This is a genomic window from Ferrimonas sp., from assembly GCF_048263965.1.
Taxonomy (GTDB): Bacteria; Pseudomonadota; Gammaproteobacteria; order Enterobacterales; family Shewanellaceae; genus Ferrimonas.
In genome coordinates, this window is sequence record NZ_JBLXDO010000005.1 from 65,864 (window position 1) to 82,819 (window position 16,956).

At 57.8% G+C, this 16,956-nt stretch carries 15 protein-coding genes; 4 read left to right on the forward strand and 11 right to left on the reverse strand.

Going from position 1 to position 16,956, the window contains the following annotated elements:
* Positions 1-153 precede the first annotated feature (153 nt).
* Positions 154-777, forward strand: coding sequence for a Crp/Fnr family transcriptional regulator (locus ACN0RV_RS06785; RefSeq protein WP_417346761.1), 624 nt, complete (start codon positions 154-156; stop codon positions 775-777).
* 38 nt (positions 778-815) lie between these two features.
* Here the strand turns inward: ACN0RV_RS06785 and ACN0RV_RS06790 are convergent, their stop codons facing one another.
* The 6 genes from ACN0RV_RS06790 to ACN0RV_RS06815 form a co-directional block, all read right to left on the reverse strand.
* Positions 816-1,280, reverse strand: coding sequence for a methyltransferase family protein (locus ACN0RV_RS06790; protein ID WP_417346763.1), 465 nt, complete (start codon positions 1,278-1,280; stop codon positions 816-818).
* A 132-nt stretch (positions 1,281-1,412) separates the two neighbouring features.
* On the reverse strand, positions 1,413-1,742 hold the full coding sequence (locus tag ACN0RV_RS06795) for a hypothetical protein (protein WP_417346765.1): 330 nt from the start codon (positions 1,740-1,742) through the stop codon (positions 1,413-1,415).
* Positions 1,743-1,913: 171 nt separating this feature from the next.
* Positions 1,914-2,756: a mechanosensitive ion channel family protein gene (locus ACN0RV_RS06800; protein ID WP_417346767.1), complete on the reverse strand. Its 843-nt coding sequence runs from the start codon at positions 2,754-2,756 to the stop codon at positions 1,914-1,916.
* 38 nt (positions 2,757-2,794) lie between these two features.
* Positions 2,795-6,505, reverse strand: a complete 3,711-nt coding sequence (locus ACN0RV_RS06805; protein WP_417346769.1) for an AAA family ATPase — start codon at positions 6,503-6,505, stop codon at positions 2,795-2,797.
* Positions 6,502-7,812 carry an exonuclease subunit SbcD gene (gene sbcD / locus ACN0RV_RS06810; RefSeq protein ID WP_417346770.1) on the reverse strand — a complete coding sequence of 437 codons (1,311 nt, stop codon included), beginning with the start codon at positions 7,810-7,812 and terminating at the stop codon, positions 6,502-6,504. The genes ACN0RV_RS06805 and sbcD overlap by 4 nt, the downstream gene beginning before the upstream one ends.
* 114 nt (positions 7,813-7,926) lie before the next feature.
* Entirely contained in the window at positions 7,927-8,475 is a 549-nt protein-coding gene (locus ACN0RV_RS06815; RefSeq protein WP_417346771.1) for an NAD(P)H nitroreductase, read from the reverse strand.
* Between the two features lie 149 nt (positions 8,476-8,624).
* Here ACN0RV_RS06815 and ACN0RV_RS06820 point away from each other — a divergent pair, with 149 nt between their 5' ends.
* Positions 8,625-9,080 (forward strand): hypothetical protein, encoded by a 456-nt coding sequence (locus tag ACN0RV_RS06820; RefSeq protein WP_417346773.1) that lies wholly within the window; start codon positions 8,625-8,627, stop codon positions 9,078-9,080.
* A gap of 153 nt (positions 9,081-9,233) precedes the next feature.
* Here ACN0RV_RS06820 and ACN0RV_RS06825 read toward each other — a convergent pair whose 3' ends face one another.
* Positions 9,234-12,419: an HD domain-containing phosphohydrolase gene (locus tag ACN0RV_RS06825; RefSeq protein WP_417346775.1), complete on the reverse strand. Its 3,186-nt coding sequence runs from the start codon at positions 12,417-12,419 to the stop codon at positions 9,234-9,236.
* Between the two features lie 271 nt (positions 12,420-12,690).
* On the opposite strand from ACN0RV_RS06825, the gene ACN0RV_RS06830 reads away from it, so the two are divergent.
* Together ACN0RV_RS06830 and ACN0RV_RS06835 are read left to right on the forward strand one after the other, a co-directional pair.
* The gene (locus ACN0RV_RS06830; protein ID WP_417346777.1) at positions 12,691-13,053 is read left to right on the forward strand and encodes a 5-carboxymethyl-2-hydroxymuconate Delta-isomerase; all 363 of its coding nucleotides are present in this window, start codon (positions 12,691-12,693) and stop codon (positions 13,051-13,053) included.
* Entirely contained in the window at positions 13,053-13,946 is an 894-nt protein-coding gene (locus ACN0RV_RS06835; RefSeq protein ID WP_417346779.1) for an NAD-dependent epimerase/dehydratase family protein, read from the forward strand. The genes ACN0RV_RS06830 and ACN0RV_RS06835 overlap by 1 nt, the downstream gene beginning before the upstream one ends.
* A gap of 69 nt (positions 13,947-14,015) precedes the next feature.
* On the opposite strand, the gene ACN0RV_RS06840 is transcribed toward ACN0RV_RS06835, so the two are convergent.
* The 4 genes from ACN0RV_RS06840 to pnuC form a co-directional block, all read right to left on the reverse strand.
* On the reverse strand, positions 14,016-14,609 hold the full coding sequence (locus tag ACN0RV_RS06840) for a DoxX family protein (protein WP_417346781.1): 594 nt from the start codon (positions 14,607-14,609) through the stop codon (positions 14,016-14,018).
* A 68-nt stretch (positions 14,610-14,677) separates the two neighbouring features.
* On the reverse strand, positions 14,678-15,517 hold the full coding sequence (locus tag ACN0RV_RS06845; protein WP_417346783.1) for a DUF6279 family lipoprotein: 840 nt from the start codon (positions 15,515-15,517) through the stop codon (positions 14,678-14,680).
* A gap of 82 nt (positions 15,518-15,599) precedes the next feature.
* Positions 15,600-16,388, reverse strand: coding sequence for a phosphotransferase (locus ACN0RV_RS06850; RefSeq protein ID WP_417346785.1), 789 nt, complete (start codon positions 16,386-16,388; stop codon positions 15,600-15,602).
* Positions 16,369-16,944, reverse strand: a complete 576-nt coding sequence (pnuC, locus tag ACN0RV_RS06855) for a nicotinamide riboside transporter PnuC (protein ID WP_417346955.1) — start codon at positions 16,942-16,944, stop codon at positions 16,369-16,371. The genes ACN0RV_RS06850 and pnuC overlap by 20 nt, the downstream gene beginning before the upstream one ends.
* Between the last annotated feature and the right edge of the window lie 12 nt (positions 16,945-16,956).

Below are 16,956 nucleotides of genomic sequence, written 5' to 3' on the forward strand. Positions count from 1 at the left end.
GGCGGTTGATAATTCGCAATTTCGAGTTCAATTATCACTGAACTGCAGCCGCAATCTGTGCCAGGGAACCCGATCATGGAACGAAACAAACCCCAGCGAAGGCGGGGCCAAGCCAGACGCAGACTGGACAGGGTGGAGTGTGCCGACTGCCTGGTGCGCGAACGCCTGTTGTTTGCCGGGCTGGATGTAGAGTCCGATCGCTTTTTACTCTCTCCAATAGATCACTATCTACTGACCCCCGGCTACACCGTTTACCACCAGAATCAACGTGCCTCGGCTGTGTATTCCATCCGAAGTGGCAGCGTGAAGCTGTCATTGTACTCGTCAGAGTACGGTGAGAGGGTTGTCCGTTTGCTTGGAACTGGCTCAGCCATTGGACTGGAGGCACTACTCGAACAACAATACCAACACAGCGCGGTCGCCATTGGCTCAACCCAACTCTGCCGTATTCCGGTTAGAACACTGCGTCACCTTGGAGCTCAGCAACCGGCCCTTTATAGCCGTTTGATGCTGCAATGGCAGGAACAAAGCCTTCTGGCTGACAAACATCACGCCAACCTGAATCATGGCCCTATAAAAAACCGTGTAATCAATCTTCTATACATTCTTGAATCCCTTGTTTCCGAGAAACAAGCCACCTTTTATTTGCCGAGCAACCAGGACTGCGCCTCCCTGTTAGGAACAAGCGAGGAATCTGTAAGCCGCATAATGGCATCCCTCAAACGGCAAGGCATCATTCGTAAAGCATCCGCACACAGGTGGAGTTTGAACTTGTAATGATGCCTAAGCCTGAACATCTCAACAGGCTATTTCCCTCACAGCCAGCGCCTGACGTTTCTTCGGTAGATCTCAAACTGAGGGCCAAACAGTCCCTCCATCATTCGCTCCTCCGGACGGATCTGGAATCGATTCATGTAGAGCACAAAAGGGATGAGCAGCACCATGGCCAACAGGTGAGAAAGGAAGCAGGACCAGGCTGCCAGCCAGAGCAATAAGCCCAGGTACATGGGGTTGCGGCTGATCTGGTAGATGCCGGTGGTTACCAGGGTGGAGGCTTTCTCGGGTCGGGTGGGATCGACTGTGGTGTTATGTCGCTTGAAAGCGATGACGCCACTCAGGCCGACGACGGCACCAAGCAGCAAAAACAGTGCGGTAAGCTCGAGTCGGATAGTGTGGGGGAAGAGCTGTTCACCCAAAGGGATTTTGGCCACCAACCACATCAACAGGCCACTCAAAAAGGCGACAGCCACCGGCGGCAGCTTCAACTCCAACTTGTCCATTCACACTCCCTGTGCGTACTGCGAGAGGCCGATATCCATACAGTATGGCCTCTGAGTTTCTTTTGCGGCACAGAGTAGCGAAAACCTGAACGGAAGTCGCGAAGTTTCCTCATTTTTTATGTGGGAATGAATTCAGAGAGGGTTGACGCTGAGTTCGACAGACAACCCAGCCACTTTCACAGAGGTGGGGGTGTCGGGGCCGACGGTCACGTTGGTGGAGAAGCGGTTGTGGTTGTAGTGCGCCTCTGTGGTGATCCTTACCATCCCGGAATCACCCACAGGGTCGGCCAACAGCGTCAGACTGTAGCCGCCCCCCAGAGTGAGTATTTCAGGCTCACCAGGCTTAAGGCTCAGGGAATAATCCCCATAGTCAGAGGAGACCAACACCCGAGCACAATCCGGATTGTCGCTGGCAAACCCCAGCAGGGGGAGCAACAACAACACGGCCAGTAATCTGCGCACAGCTCCCTCTCCTGATGTAACAAACCTTGCTGACACCTTAACCGAATTAAATTCACATGCAAAACATTTGGGCTTATATCAAAGTCGTATTGCAGAAACTTGTCGGACTTAAAAAGAGAGGGGGAAGCCATGCCTCCCCCTCTCAAATCATCAACCCTTGCCTCTAACGGCTCATTTGTCCTTGTTCAGCAAAGTCACATGACGCTGAGGGAAGGGGATCTCAATGTCGTTGGCTTTGAGCGCCTTGAACAACGCCAGGTTGGTTTCAAACTTCGCCTGATAGAACTGCTCGCTGGGCACCCAGTACCGAACCCCAAGGGTGATGGCGCTGTCACCGAAACCGTCGATACCCACCTGTGGCGTCTGCGACTGATCCACCAGGGGACTGGCCGCCAACACGTCCAGCAGAGCGCCAATCGCCTGTTCGGGATCCGCTCCGTAGGCGATACCGATTTCGGTCTCCACCAACAGGGTTTCAAAGGAGTTGTGCAGCACCTCACCGACGATATGCTTGTTGGGCACCGAGATCTCCTGCCCCTCTTCGTTGGTGAGTATGGTCATCCCCAGTTGGATCTCTCTTACCACACCAAAGACACCCTGAACGGTGATGGTGTTACCCACGACGAAGGGCCGGGTAACGATGATGGTCACACCGGCGGCGTAGTTGGAGAGCATTCCCTGCAATGCCAAGCCGGCACCCAGGCCGGCGGCACCTATGGTGGCCACCAGGGGCGTTACGCTGATCCCCAACTTGCCCAGGGCGATGATCCCAATCAGGACGATCACCAACACCTTGACGATGTTGGCCACAAAGGTCGCCAAGGTAATGTCTATCTCATGGCGGGTCATCAGCGCCAGCAGAGCGCGGGAGACCCGGCCTCCCAGCCAGATACCGATGAAGAAGATCACCAGGGCGCCAAGGATCTGGAAGCTGTAGGTCACCAGGAACTCGGTCACCAATTGATAAACCATCTCCATCTGCGCCAATTCCTGGGTAAGGATGTTCTCATCCATAGTCTCTAACCTTCTCTATTTTTTGATTTAAATCCAGCTTAGTCCTGAAGCTCTACGGCGTCTTCCCGGGTCACCCTGAAGCGGGAGTCCAGCCGGCTGTACCCCAGGCCATTGACCTTGTTTACCTTGAGCTGCACCGGTATACGCTCTTTCATCGCCTCCACATGACTGATGACGCCAATCATCTTGCCGCTGGCGTTCAGGGTGTCCAGGGCATCCAGTGCGGTGTCGAGGGTTTCACCGTCCAAAGTGCCGAAGCCCTCATCCAGGAACAGGGAGTCGATGCTAGTCTTGTGGCTGACCAGATCGGACAGGGCCAGCGCCAGGGCCAGGCTGACCAGGAAACTTTCGCCACCGGACAGCGTCCGGGTGTCTCGCACCGCATCGCCCTGCCAGGTATCAAGGATTTGCAGTGCCAGCTCATCGCCCGCTTTGCGTTTCAGCTGATAACGCCCATGGAGCCGGTCCAACTGACCATTGGCCAGGTGCACCAGGTGATCCAGGGTCAGCCCCTGGGCGAACTTGCGGAACTTATCCCCCTCTCTGGAGCCAATCAGGCCGCTGAGGTAAGCCCAATCGTCAAATTGGCTGCGGGCAGATTCAATCTCCTCCAGCAGTCCCTGCAGACCGGCACGTCGCTCGTTGTCACTGTCGAGCTGGCTCTTGATGGCCGCCATGGCAGCAATCAGCTCTCGAATTGACTCATTGGTGGCCTCCACCTGCTCAGTCAGGCTCTCCAAGGTGGCATCGTCAGCCAAAGCCTGAGGCCTGCCCTGCTGGTGGTTGCCCAAGGTCGTTACCGCCTGATCCACCAGAGCCTGGGCGCCGGCCTTCAGCCGCTCCAGCTCTGTCTTAAGTTCAATCAGCCGCTGCTTCTCCTCATCGCTGAGCAGCGCTTCCTCAAGTTGAGTCTGACTGGCAAACACCGAGTGGGCCATCTCGTTCTGCAACAGTTTGCTGGACTGGGTCCAACGCTCAGTCAACTCGCGCTTGCTCTCCTCCAGTTGAGCCAGCTGCCCCTGAAGCGCGGCGCTCTCTTTCTCGGCCTCTCCCTGGTGGTTTCGGGCAACCTCCATCCTCTCGGTGGCCTGAACCAGAGCCTGCTCCAGGCGTTCACGTTCATCGCTGACGACCGCTGTGCCAAACAGCTCCTGACGACGGGCGCCAAGCTGGGTGCACTGCTCCTTAAGCTCGGTCCAGGCGCTTTGAGCACCCTGGTGCTCCAGTCCAGTCTGATGTTCGCGCTCGATAGCGCTCTGGTGCTGCTCCTTGAGCTGCACCTCCACCTGGCTGTGCTGGGCCAGGGTCTGCTGTGCCTGCTCCCACTGCTGTGCCTGAGCCTTGAGGCCGCCAAGCCAGCTGTCCACGTCACCGGAATCGGGCAGAGTCAGAGCCAGGGCCTCCAACTCGGGGCTCAGTGATTGAACCAGGGCATCACGGTTCTGGCAGAGCTCCTGACTGCGCGCCAGGGCGGTAGCCAGCCCCTGCTGAACCGATTCGGCCTCGGCGCTCAGCTGGCTGCTCTTAAGCTGCAACTGGTGGTTGCGCTCCTTCACCTTGGCCAGGGCCTCACTGGCCTGCTGACGGGCTGAGCTGGCCTGTTCCAGTTTCCCGACCTTGGCGTCCAGGTCAGCCCGGCGGGCGCGGCAGCTCTCCAGGTAGTTCTCCAGACGCTGGGCATCGGCGATGTTGGGGGCCGTGGTGATCTTGAGAGCCACGCACTGCTCACCCCACTGGAGGGTTACCTTGGTGCGCTTCTCTTCCAACTGCTTGAGCTCGCCCGCTTTGATCTCCAACTGCTCTTTGACCAACTTTTGCTGTTCGCCCAGGCGGGTACCCTGCTCTTTCAGGGAGTCCACCTTCTCTTTGAGCGCGGTCAGGCGTTGCTCGGTCTCACTCAGGGCGATGCCCTGATAGGCGGTTACCGCCGGGTGTTCGGTAGAGCCACACAGAGGACAGGCCTCACCAGCCACCAACTTGGCGCGCTCCGCTTCCAGAGAGTGGATTTTACGTTCCTGCTCCAGCAGCTTTTCCACGTCTTTAAGCTGCTGGTGTTCGGTCTTGTACTGCTGGCGCTTCTCGGTAAGCTCCTTGCCGATGCGCTCCAGCTCCTGTGTCAATTTTTCTGACAACTTCTGTCGCTCACCAAGCTGCTCCTGGATCTCGGCGTATCGCTCGCTCAGGGACTTGAGCTTACTGCGCCCCTCCTGACCGGCATCCAGGCTGGCCAGCTTGGCTTTGAGCGCATCCGCTGGCTGCTGTGCCAGCGAGGACAAGTCAGAGTCCGCTTGGGACAACATCTGGTTAGCCGACGCCAACTCCGTCTCCGCCTGCTTAAGCTCCTGAGTCAGAGGCTCCCTGGTCAGAGACAGTTCGCTTAGGCGTTTTTGCCCCTGTTCCAGCTCAGGTGTCAGGCGGGCTATGCCCTGCTCCAGAGTGGCCAGTTGCTCCAGCCGGCTTTGCCACCCTGAGAGCTTCTGGCTGAGCTGGCCATGGTTGGCGTTACTGTCAAGATAGGCCTGAGCCTCAGAAAGCTGCGCCTGAGCCTCGGTCAGTGCTGTCTTGCGCCCTTCAAGCTGCTCTTTGGCCTCTTTCCAGGTCTGAGCTCGGGCCTGCATCGCCTCTTCGGCCGAAGTCAGCCCCTTGGCCAGCTGTTCCAGTTGGGTATCCAGGGGGATCACCTGGTTGAACAGAGCCTCCCCTTCTACCTTGGCCAGTTGTGCCTTCTCTTTATCGGCGCTGGCCTCGGCGTGCTGCTGCTGTGCCTGCTGCTGACGCTCGGCGCACTGAGCTTTGGCATCAGCCAGTTCCGCCAGCTGGTCACGACAACGAGCCAACTGCTTTTCCGCATCCTGCACTTCGGTTAATCGTGGCCTCAGTCGTTCCGCCGGCTCACTGCGAGTCAGCCTTGCCAGCTTCTCCTGCTGACGCTCAAACTCCTCGGCAGCCTGGGCCTGTTTCTGTTTGGCCTCATCAATTGCTCTGCCCAGCTCGGCCTCTTTCTGCAACCAGCCCTGCAGTGACTTGAGATCACTGAGGCGCGCCTGCAGCGACTGCTCCTGAATCCGATCGGCGCCACGCTTGCCCTGAAGCGTCTCTCTCTGTTCGTCACTGAGCAGGTCTACCCCTTCTGCACGCGCTGAAAGGGTCTCCAGATGAGTCTTTGCCTGTTTGTGGTTGTCGAACACCTGGCGTGAGATGCGGCCGTAGATCTCGGTGCCGGTCAACTCCTCCAGCAGTTCGGCACGCTCATTGGCACTGGCATTGAGGAAGGCGGCAAACTGCCCCTGGGAGAGCAACATGGACTTGGTAAAGCGGCCAAAATCCAGCCCAGTGAGGGAAGCCACCAACTCCAGCTTCTCTTTGATCTTCTCTGCCAGGATGGCGCCATCGTCGATACGAACCAGCTCCACCACCGGCGGCTGCAACTTGCCGTCGGCGGCCAGTCGGGCACGGCGCTGACTCCAGAAGGCGCGGTACCCCTGGCCCTTCACTTCGAACTCCACTTCAGCCAGGGCTTCACCGGTACCCCGGGTCATCAGCTCATTTTGAGTGGGGGACACCGACAGCCTTGGGGTCTGGTGGTAAAGCGCCAGACAGATGGCATCCAGCAGTGTGGTTTTGCCTGCTCCGGTTGGGCCGGTGATGGCAAACAGGCCGTTTCCGGCAAAGGGCTCGGCACTGAAGTCCACCTTCCACTCCCCCTTCAGGGAGTTCAGGTTTTTAAATCTGAGAGACAAAATCTTCATGATTGCGCCTCCTCAGGCTGACTGGACGGCTCCGGCTGAGCGCCCTGCTCCTGCAGATCTGAAGGTGGAACTTGCGCTTGGTGTTCCTGTTCAGGGTCTTCCAGCTGTGCCAACACCTGATCGAACAGGCCCTGCAGCCGCTGTTGTCGCTCGGCGCCCTGCTCTCCCTCGAAGATCTCCTCCTGCAATCGGCGGGAAAACACCTCCTGCACGCTGAGTTCTGCCAGGGTTTCATTCTGCTGCTGCTCTAAAGCCTGTGCGCGCAATTTTCTGGCCCGACGCAACAGCAACACCTCCACCGGCAGATCCTCTGCCAGCGCTTCGATACGCTGCTGCAGATCATTGAGATACTCTTCGCTCTCTACTTCGATATCCAGCCAGACCGGTCGCTCCGCCGACGCGTCGACAAAGCCCTTGAGCTGCAACTCAATCTCGTTGAGGTTACCCTTAATCATCGCCATGGGCTGGAACCTGGGTACCGGCAGCGCAGTGATGCCAGTCAACAACTGACCGTCAAACTCCACCATAAGTACAGATTTCTCGCTGCCCAATTCATCAAAACTCAGAGGAATGGGGGAGCCACAATAGCGGATGTGCTCTTCGCCTCCCACTCGCTGGGGTCGATGGATGTGACCCAGGGCAATGTACTCGGCGGGTGGAAAATGGTCCGACGGGAAGGCGTCCAGGGTGCCCACATAGAGATCCCGCACCGACTCCGAGGTGGTGGCCCCCAGAGTGGTCAAATGCCCCGTGGCAATAATGGGGATATTCAATTCCCGCTCGGCGCGCAGTATGGCGGCACGCTCATACAGCCCCCGATAGTGATCGGCTATGGCCTGTTGCAGGCTCTGGCGCTTTTCTGCTGCACTCTCCCCGGCCTGACTGCGGAGAATTTCCCTTGGGCGCAGATAGGGTACGGCACACAACAGCGCCTGCAGTTCACCCTGAGCATTGGTCAGCTCAAGCAACTGCTCTCCCTCATCACCGCCGGCGATCACCGTGGTATTCAGATACTCCATCAACTGGCGACTCTCGTTGAGGGTCGACACCGAATCATGATTCCCCGCCAACACCACCAGTTGGCAGCCCAGCTTCTGGAAGGAAACCACCAGGCTGTTGAGCAGCGCCCTGGCGTAACTGGGCGGGGTTCCGGTATCGAATACGTCACCGGCAACGATCACCGCGTCAATCTTATGGGTGTCGACCTGGGCAAGCAGCCAGGCAAAAAATTCAGCGTGTTCCCGGGCTCGACTCTTGTTATAGAAGTGCTGCCCAAGGTGCCAATCAGAGGTGTGAAGAATGCGCATCGGCTAAACAGAAAAGGCTTCTTTGAAAACAGGAGGATAACCTTTATCCGGGCCGGTTTACAGATCGCCGTGGTCAAACGGGGGATCTTCTCCCCCTTCATTGCCAATGCCAGATTACAGGAAAGAAACGTAATCGGAGGGATCGGGCGATTTCTTATTAGGTGCCTTGGACAGGGGGGTCCCCAGATAGAGGAAACCGACGATCTGGTCGTCACCCTGAACGCCCAGCGACGCCTTTACTGTAGGGTCGAAGGCGTAGCTGCCGGTACGCCAGATGCCGCCAAGACCCTGTGCCTGGGCGGCCATCTGCATCGCCATTGCGGCGCAACCGGCGCTCAGGTGCTGCTCTATGGCGGGTACCTTGGGATGCTGCTGCACCTTGGCAATAACCGTAATCACCATGGGGGCCCGGGTCGGCAGAAGCCTGGCGCGAGCCAGCACCTCGCCACTCTCCCCTTTGGCCTTAGCCGCTTCGTAAAAGATCTCACCGAGCTTAAGCAGTCCCTCTCCCTGGGCAATCACAAACTGCCAGGGGGTGAGCGCCGCGTGATCCGGTGCCTTGACTGCCGCGGCCAATATGATGTCCAACTGCTGCTCATCTGGGCCTGGTTCGGTGAGCCTGGGGGCTGAGTGTCGTTGGGTGAGAAGGGTCAGCGCGTCCATTGCCGCTCCTGTAAATCAATATCATTTGCAACCCAGTCTACCAAAGCGATCCTTCATCTTCTTCGATTAACAGGATTCAGAGAGTCGATTGCCATTATCGATATATTCAACCATAGTTAATTCAACCCATTGTAATTATGGAGCTAACAATGAAAAAAGGAACACTCTTACTGGCTGCAGCACTGACCCTCACTGTCTCCCTCCCCTCCACTGCGTTGGCGGCCATCTCCGGCGCCAATAACCCTGAAAAACAACAAACAAAAGAAGCACGCAAACAGGCGAAAGAAGCCCAGAAACAGCAACGAACAGCTGATCGAGAAGCGCGCAAGAAGCGCCAGGAATATGAGAAAGAGGCCCGCCTGGCAAAACAGGAACAGCGAAGGGAGTTAGACCAGGAGGAGCGCGAAGCTCAGAAAGAACAACAGGAGCAGAAGCGGGAAGCCCGCAAAGAACAGCATGAGTATGAGAGAGAAGTTCGTAAGGAACGGGAGGAGTATGAACGCGAGGCCCGAAAAGCGAGCAATGAGGAAGAGCGAAAAGCTCGCAAAGAGCAAAAAGAGAAAGAGCGTGAAGCTCGTCAAAAGGAGGCTGAGTTCGAACGTTAAATCATCGAGCCGACCAAGGCAGCTTGCGATTTCTGCCGAAAACACTGAGCCCCGAAAATCGGGGCTCTTTAGTTACCACGACGTGTTAAGCCGACATACCGGTCAAAGCATAAACGGCCCTGATTTCCGCCAAAGCCAGCATCACATTCATCACTAAGCCGGTTCCTTATCCTCGGCCCGCTCCTCATTCAGGTACCTGCTCAAATCCACCTCATCCATCTGTGCGGGCTTCAGGAAGCGCTCGGCGTACTCCATGTACACGCCAGTTGAGAGGAACAGGCGGAACACCTCACCATCCACGTGATCGTCCTTCACCATCTTATGAAGGATATTGATGGCACTGCTGAGGGACTTAGCTTTCTTGTAGGGCCTGTCGTCAGCGGTCAAGGCTTCAAAGATGTCCGCCAGCACCAGGATGCGCTCACCCACAGAGAGCTGATCGCCAGTCAGGCGTCGTGGATAGCCTGTGCCCTTGAGGGTTTCATGGTGGGTCGAGGCATACCTGGGCACATTGGCCAGCTCCGGTGGGAAAGGCAGGCTTTCCAAAATCTTGATGGTACTGACCGTATGTTCATTGATGCGGAAGCGTTCCTCGTCATTGAGTGTGCCTTTGCGTATGCACAGGTTGTAAAGCTCACCCTGATTGTTCTGCAGCTCTGTGGGTTCCAACTTGATGCCGAGGCTGGGGTCATAGCTCTGCTTGCGCTCCCAGGCGATGCGATGCTCCGGTTTATCAGACAGCAGATTTTCGGTAACAGGCAACTGGACCTGAGACTCGCCGCGACGCCTCTCCTCCAGGGGCCCCAGGCCCAGGCAGTCGTCGAAGTGACGCTGCCAGGTTCGCGTGGCGATACCGCGCAGACGCTCGATGCTCTCATCTTCCATGAATTCACCGCCCACATTACATCTGGCGACAAATTCAAACTGCTCCGTCAACAGCCGCTGAGCCTGATCGCGCCTGGCCCTCAGCTCAGGTTCATCCTGGGGGGTTGCCATCACCGCCTCGAGATAGCGGATCTCTTCGTCACGCCACAGCACCTCAAACCTGGTGCGGATCTCATGAATGCGGTTGTAGCTGGATTCCAGCTTACTGCCCTTGTCGACCACATGCTCCGGGGTACTGATCTTGCCGCAATCATGCAGCCAGGCCGCCAGCTTGAATTCGCGATGCTTGTCCTTGTCCTTAATGGAGAAGGCACTGAAAACCTCTTTCTGACTGATGCTTGCCTCTCTGGCCAGCATCAACCCCAGCTCCGGCACCCGGTAGCAATGGCCTCCGGTGTAGGGGGACTTGTCATCAATGGTTTGGGCGATCACCTCGATAAAGGAGTCCATCAGCCGCTGCTGCTGAGCCTCATGCTCGGCGATAGCTGCCGACATCTCCACCAGCGACGTGGAGAGTTCATCCACCTCCTTGATGATGGAGGGTTGCCTTTGCACCTGCTGGTATTGGCGACGCATCACCTTCTCGTTCTCTTTCGCCAGCTGGCGTATGGGGTTCACTATGGGATTGGCCAACAGGTAACAGAACGGCAGCAGGGCCAAAATGCAGATGGCGGTCGCCGTCGCGGACACCAACACCTCCCGGCGACTGGCTTCCAACACGGTGCCCACGTCCAGGGCCAAGGCGAAGAAGTGGTCCTCACCCACCCGCAGTGGTTCTATGTAGAGGAAGCTGTCGCGCCCTTCCAGCGGCAAGCGGTTCAGTTTCCCCTGGAGCAAACGCTCCTGTGCCGTGGTGATCAATGCTTTGTAGGGAACGGTGAGAGAGTCCTGCTGACGGATCTCAGTCATATCCCCCAGCCAGCGCTGGGAGAGGTATTGCCTGTCCCCCGGGCCCACCTGTGCCAGGGCCCGTTCAAACAGTTCGGCAAGTGGCGCCAGTTCGGGTTTGAATACCGCCCTTAAACCCGCATCAAAATTCACCGGCCCGATCTCCAGATTTGGCTCGATGTGCAGGCCTTCGAGAAAATAGACCCGCTTGGTGTAATCCAGGATGATGCGGGTCTCTATGGTGGCGTCTGCCTCACCACCGATTACCGCCATCAAAGCGTCGGCGACACTGGCCGTTTCAAGAATACGGATTTGTGGGTAAGCACGACGAATCTCGGAAATGATGGACCAACCCGCGGGGATCGCCAGCACGGCGCCATTGAGCGTCTCGAGGCTGGTATAACGTTGACCCTCCACCCGAGTCGCCAACGCCATGGGCATCTCCACCATGGGGGAGGAGAACTGGCCCCAGTGACTGTTGCTGCCGGTTCGGTACACCGGTGTCAGGATCTCAAGGTCACCCCGTTGGAAATGCTGCACCAATGTCTCCCAGGACACCCCATTGATGAACTCAACCGACAACCCCAGGCTGCGAGCCAGCATCTGCATCAGTTCCACCGTGTAGCCCCTGGGCTGACCGGCGATGGAGTAATCCAATGGTGCCCAGTCCGTTTCATTGGCTATGCGCACCGTGCCCAGACTGTTGAGGTAGTTTCGCTCCTGTTCACTCAGAGGCAGCGTCGGCAACTCTCTGCGGGGCATCTCCGTAGCAGCGTCGCTGGAGGCCACCAGCTTGCCGCTAAGGTCATAGAGAAACACCTCGCTGTGCTCGATGGGCGTGCCAGTAGCCATTTGCCTGGAGAGAAACTGTGACATGGTGGACAGGGCAATGTCCACGGCGATCACCGCGCCGCTCTCCTCCATCACCATGGAGAAGGTCTGCCCGGGAGCCTGCAGATGCTGAAACAGATAGGGTTTGGTACGACTGGCGTTGATGGTATCGGCTATCTGAAACCAGGGGCGGGTTGTTGCGTCATAGCCGCTGGGCTCCACCAGCTGGTGGCTCACTTCGAAGGCCTCATTGAGAAACAGGGTATGCTTCACCCGCTTCCCCTGCTCCTGATGAATGCGCACCTTGGCAAACCGGTCCGTCAGGGATGCTCCCAACTGCTCTCGAATCTTCGGGCTGGCCTCCAGATTGATAAGTTCATAGAAGTCGCCATTGGCCAGACCCAGGTAGACGGCATAGAACTCATTGTTGTTCTGCAGCAGATTGGCAAACAGCCGGTCGGTCGCATACTCATCGACCTGACTGCCGTCGACCAGCGCCGAGTTGCGTGCCAGAATCTCCACCGAATGGGCCGCCTTGGTATGCAGGCCCTCGACCTTATCCTGGGTGTTTTTCGCCAAAATCTCCGCCTGCGCGGTCACCGCCTCGGTGGCGATGTTGGACGAGAAGAGATAGTGAAGGGTAATGGCGGTGGCGGCGGTGATCAGGGTGCCGATGATAAACACAAACACCACGGTAACCCTGATGGAGATACCCTTGATTCCAAAGCGTGACATAGTGGTCACCTCATTCCCTGAGTTCGACAATCCCAAGTCAGGCACAACCGATAAAAATCACGCAAAATCAGCGATACTTTATGGATTGACCATGCATCTGCAGCCAAAACCCAGGCGCAGCCAGGGAATCCCTCCCTGCTCAATAATTACGCTACCGCTAATGAGTTGAAATAGAAAGCCGCAAAGTATCAATATTTTGTGATTTATGGCTGAGGCGTGACTTCGGCCATAGTAGACTGGGCCGTCTTGCCATCATTCATCAGGAGATACCATGCCCCATTTTGTTATCGACTGCGCCCGTGAGGTGCTGGAGATTCAGCCCGAAGAGGTGATACTCAGTGCCATTCACAGGGCAGCGGTCAGCTCCGGACTCTTCAATGAACCGGCCATCAAGGTGCGCATCAACCCCTACTCCACCTATCTGGCCGGCGGCAAGCAGGAACCCTTCATTCACCTGTTTGCCCACATTCTGACGGGCCGAACCCAGGAGCAGAAGGCGGCGCTGTCCCGTCTGGTGGTGGCAGAATTGGCCCGCCTGTTTCCGGAACTGCCTAAGATCGCCGCCAACGTCTATGAGATGGACAAGGGTGACTACGTCAGCCGGCAGATGCTGGAAACCGGCGACAGCCACTGATGACTATCCTGGTGACCGGCAGCGCCGGACGAATTGGCCGGACCATCTACATCCATCTGGCCAACCTGGGATACCAGGTTCGGGGCGTTGACCTGACCCCCTGCTCTACCGCGGATCTGGTTGGGGATCTCTGCGACGACACGCTGCGCCGACAGGCGCTGGAGGGGGTCACAGCCCTGGTGCACAGCGCTGCCCTGCATGCCCCCCACGTTGGGCTGGCGCCAGTGCAGCGGTTCCAACAGATCAACGTGACCCTGACTCAGCAGTTGGTAGAAGAAGGAGTTAACCTCGGGCTGCAGCAGGTGGTCTTCACCAGCACCACCGCTCTCTACGGCCACAGCTCCAAACCCACTGAGGGTCGGGCCGCCTGGGTGGATGAGCAGGTGAGCCCTCAGCCCAGGACCATCTATCACAGCACTAAGCTGGAAGCAGAACACTGGCTAAGAAACTTCAGTGAACAAACCCGTCTGCCTGTGACCGTGCTGCGGATGTCCCGCTGCTTCCCCGAGGCGGTGAACATGATGGCGGTGTACCGCCTCAGCCGTGGCATCGATGCCCGGGATGTGGCCTGCGCCCATGAGTTGGCCCTGCGCCGTTCTCTGCCCGGCTTTAACCTGTTTAACCTGTCCGGCTGCACGCCCTTCTCCCGGCAAGACACCCAGACTCTTTATGAAGATGCCGCGTCTCTGATTCGCCAAAAACAGCCAGAGCTGGCCGATGAGTTTGACCGAAGAGGCTGGACACTGCCCACCTCTCTGGACCGGGTGTACGACGCCGGCGCTGCCAACCGCGCACTTGGCTGGCAACCCAAGCATGGCTTTGAGTCAGTACTGGCCCTCTACGACCAGGGTTTGGCCGAAGTGCTTCCCCCGGGGTGGCAGGCCGCCAGATAGGCAACGCCCTAAAACGACAAAGCCCGGCGCTGAGTGCGTCGGGCTTTTTGTTGATGTGAGTTTAACGCCTTAGGCCTTCTCTTTCGGTCCGAACACGTGGTCCAAACTGGTGTATTTGCCGCCCCCCATAAAGTAGAGCGCCAGCAGCATGACAAAGTAGGTAATGGCAAACTCGATGCCGTTATTCAGCACCACAAACTTGCCGGACGAGATAAGCCAGTCGTAGTTGCCATGTTCCTGTAAAATGGCCTTGGCACGCTCCAGTTTCTCAGGCGCCGCCATCACCTGCTCATTGGCCAGCCAGCTGGAGGCATCGGCAATGGCCAACCAGCCGTTTTCCCAGTGCACCGCAAAGGCGGCCACCAGCATGGTCACCATCAGTGGAATGCTGATCAGCCGGGTGAACAGGCCCACAATCAGCAGGATCCCCCCAAGGAACTCGGTACCGGCAGCCAGGGCAGCCATCACTTCGGGAAAGGGCAATCCCAACCCCCAATCCGGATTGCCGAACCAGGCGGCGGTGTCCTCAAAGTGGCTCAGCTTGTTGTAACCGGCCTGGATGAAAACCGGGGCCAGATAGAGGCGAAGTGCCAGAGGCGCCAGGCCTTCGACAGACTGGGTCGCGCGGAAGAAGCTTTGCCATAAGTTAATCAGAGCCTGCATAACCATATTCCTTTGAAGTTACTACTGACTAAGATGACCGGCGTGGTTGCTCCTTGCTTTCATCAAAGTTAATTTTTCGATAAATCAGCCAGATCATCTATCAAAGAGCCTAGCTCACGATTCAGCTTCTTGCGCTGCTTTCCGGTCAGGCTAGCGTTGATGGACTCCAGGGCATCGGCAAAGTTGTGCTGATTCATGCTCAGTTGCTCCTTGTAGCCCGCAGGCCGGATCTTGTCCGGAGTCACCAGCAACAGCCTTAACTCGCTCCTGAGCAGGGCACCGTCGCCTCGGTGACGCAGCGCTTCCCCAAAACGCTCCTGCCAGGCCTGACGATAGGCCACCCAGAGGTCCATGGACTGATGGCGCTCATAGTTGAATTTGCTGACCGCCTCTCTCTGCAGTGGCGTCAGTTTGCCGACCCAGCGCTTAAGGCTCTTGGCGGTGCGTTTATTGGATCGACTGAGCCGCTCATCAAACTCCTTCTTCAGGTAGCGGTCGATGTCCTTCTGATTCTCCTTCTCCAAGGTGGACAGCAGTTGCTCCACTTTCTCATCGGTCAGGGTCTGCATCAGGGGAACCAGTCTCGGCATCAGGTGATCGAAGATCCTCAGCCAGTGCTGCTCCAGACTTCGAATGTGGCCGAGGGCGTCCTCTGAAGTGAGGTGGTGATTAACCTGATTTCGGAGAGTAACCAGTTGGTCGCGGTATTTGGGCAGCTCTTCGCGTCGATGCCACAGCAGCATCTCATCCACCATGGCTTCAAACTGCCTTTCCTGAGTACGGGAGAGATCCACATAATCGGCGACCTCCCACTCGATGATCCAATCCAGCCAGTTATAGACAAACTTGGTGCTGCATCCTGTCAGTACCAAAGCCACCAGGGTGACAATTAGCCAACGTCCCTTCAAATCCCTCTCCTTGCATGAGGCTGCGCCATGTTAACTCATTGTTAGAGCTGAACTCTGAGCATTAAGTTCCAGGCAAACAGGATCAGAGGCTGAGCAGAGTCTCCGGGCCGGCGACCAGCAGTTGCCGGTATCTGTGTGCCCACCCCTGAATCAGCTGGGGCTCCCCACCCTGCTGCAGCGCCTGTTCACACCACTGCAGCGAGGTTAACAGATAGAGGTGACCGGCCGCGCGCAGTGCCCGCTCCTCTGTGGGGTCGGTCACCACCTTACGAGCCTGGTAGTAGGACTTTGCCGCATCGGCCATCTCCGGCCATTCCAGCATCAGGCAGGCCAGATCCCACAAAGGGTGACCAAAGCCAGCGTACTCAAAGTCGATGAGACGAAGCTCCTGCCCCTGACTGAGCCAGTTGCCGCGGCTGGGATCATGGTGGGTCATGCCAGGGGGCAATTTGCTGCTCAGCATCTGCTGCTGCCAAGCCTGAGCGTCGACACCGAGGGAGGTGGCGTAATCCAGGAGGCCAACGTCGATGGGTAATTGATGGAAGCCAACCAGGGTGCGAACCGCGGCTTGAGGCGTCAGGCTGTCCGCTCTGCTCCCCCAGCGCTGTGCCACGGCAAACCGATGGTCAGGGTCCCAATGGTACAGCCCGGGTGCGAGGCCAGCGTCCGCTGCCTGGTGCCAGATACTCCGCTCCAGCCGGCGATCGGCACTCATACGCGCACCACGGTCGTGCACCCGCAGCAGCGCCTGGGGATCGCTGGGCTGAATCAGGTAGAGGGCATTGGCACTGCCTGTGCCAAAGGGGCGCAGTGTGGCGCCGGCGTAGGCCGGCACCTCACTGAGTAGAGTGTCAGGCGAAGGCAGGCTCACCCTGACTCCGGTAGGCGTTGCGCCAGGTGAAGTAACTGGCCAGGGCCAGGCCCACGTAGAGGACGAACAGGCCACTGGTGAGCACCATCTGCTTGCTCATGTAGAGATAGATGGAGACGATGTCGATCACCACCCAGTAGAGCCAGTTCTCCACCACCTTGCGGGCGGTCATCACGGTCCCCACCACCGCGAAGCAGGTGGTGGCGGAATCCAGGTAGGCCAGGTCGGCGTGGGTGTAGTTGTCCATCACATAGCCCAGCCCCAGGGCCACCAGGGCGGTGATGCCGATAAGACGGACATGGCGGGACAGGCACCAGGTCTGGTAACTCAGCCCCTCACCGCGACCGCCGTAGCGCCACTGCCAGAAGCCATAGAGGGCCATCAGCAGGTAGTAGCCATTCAGTACCGACTCCATCAGCAGCGAGACCTTCCAGAACAGCACCACATAGATAAACGTACTGAAGAAGGCCGCTGGCCAACACCAGATGTTGCCGCGCATCGCCAGCAGCAAGTATGCCAGGGCCAGCACCACGGCAACCCCTTCCCAGGCGGTCATGGCGCCGGCCTG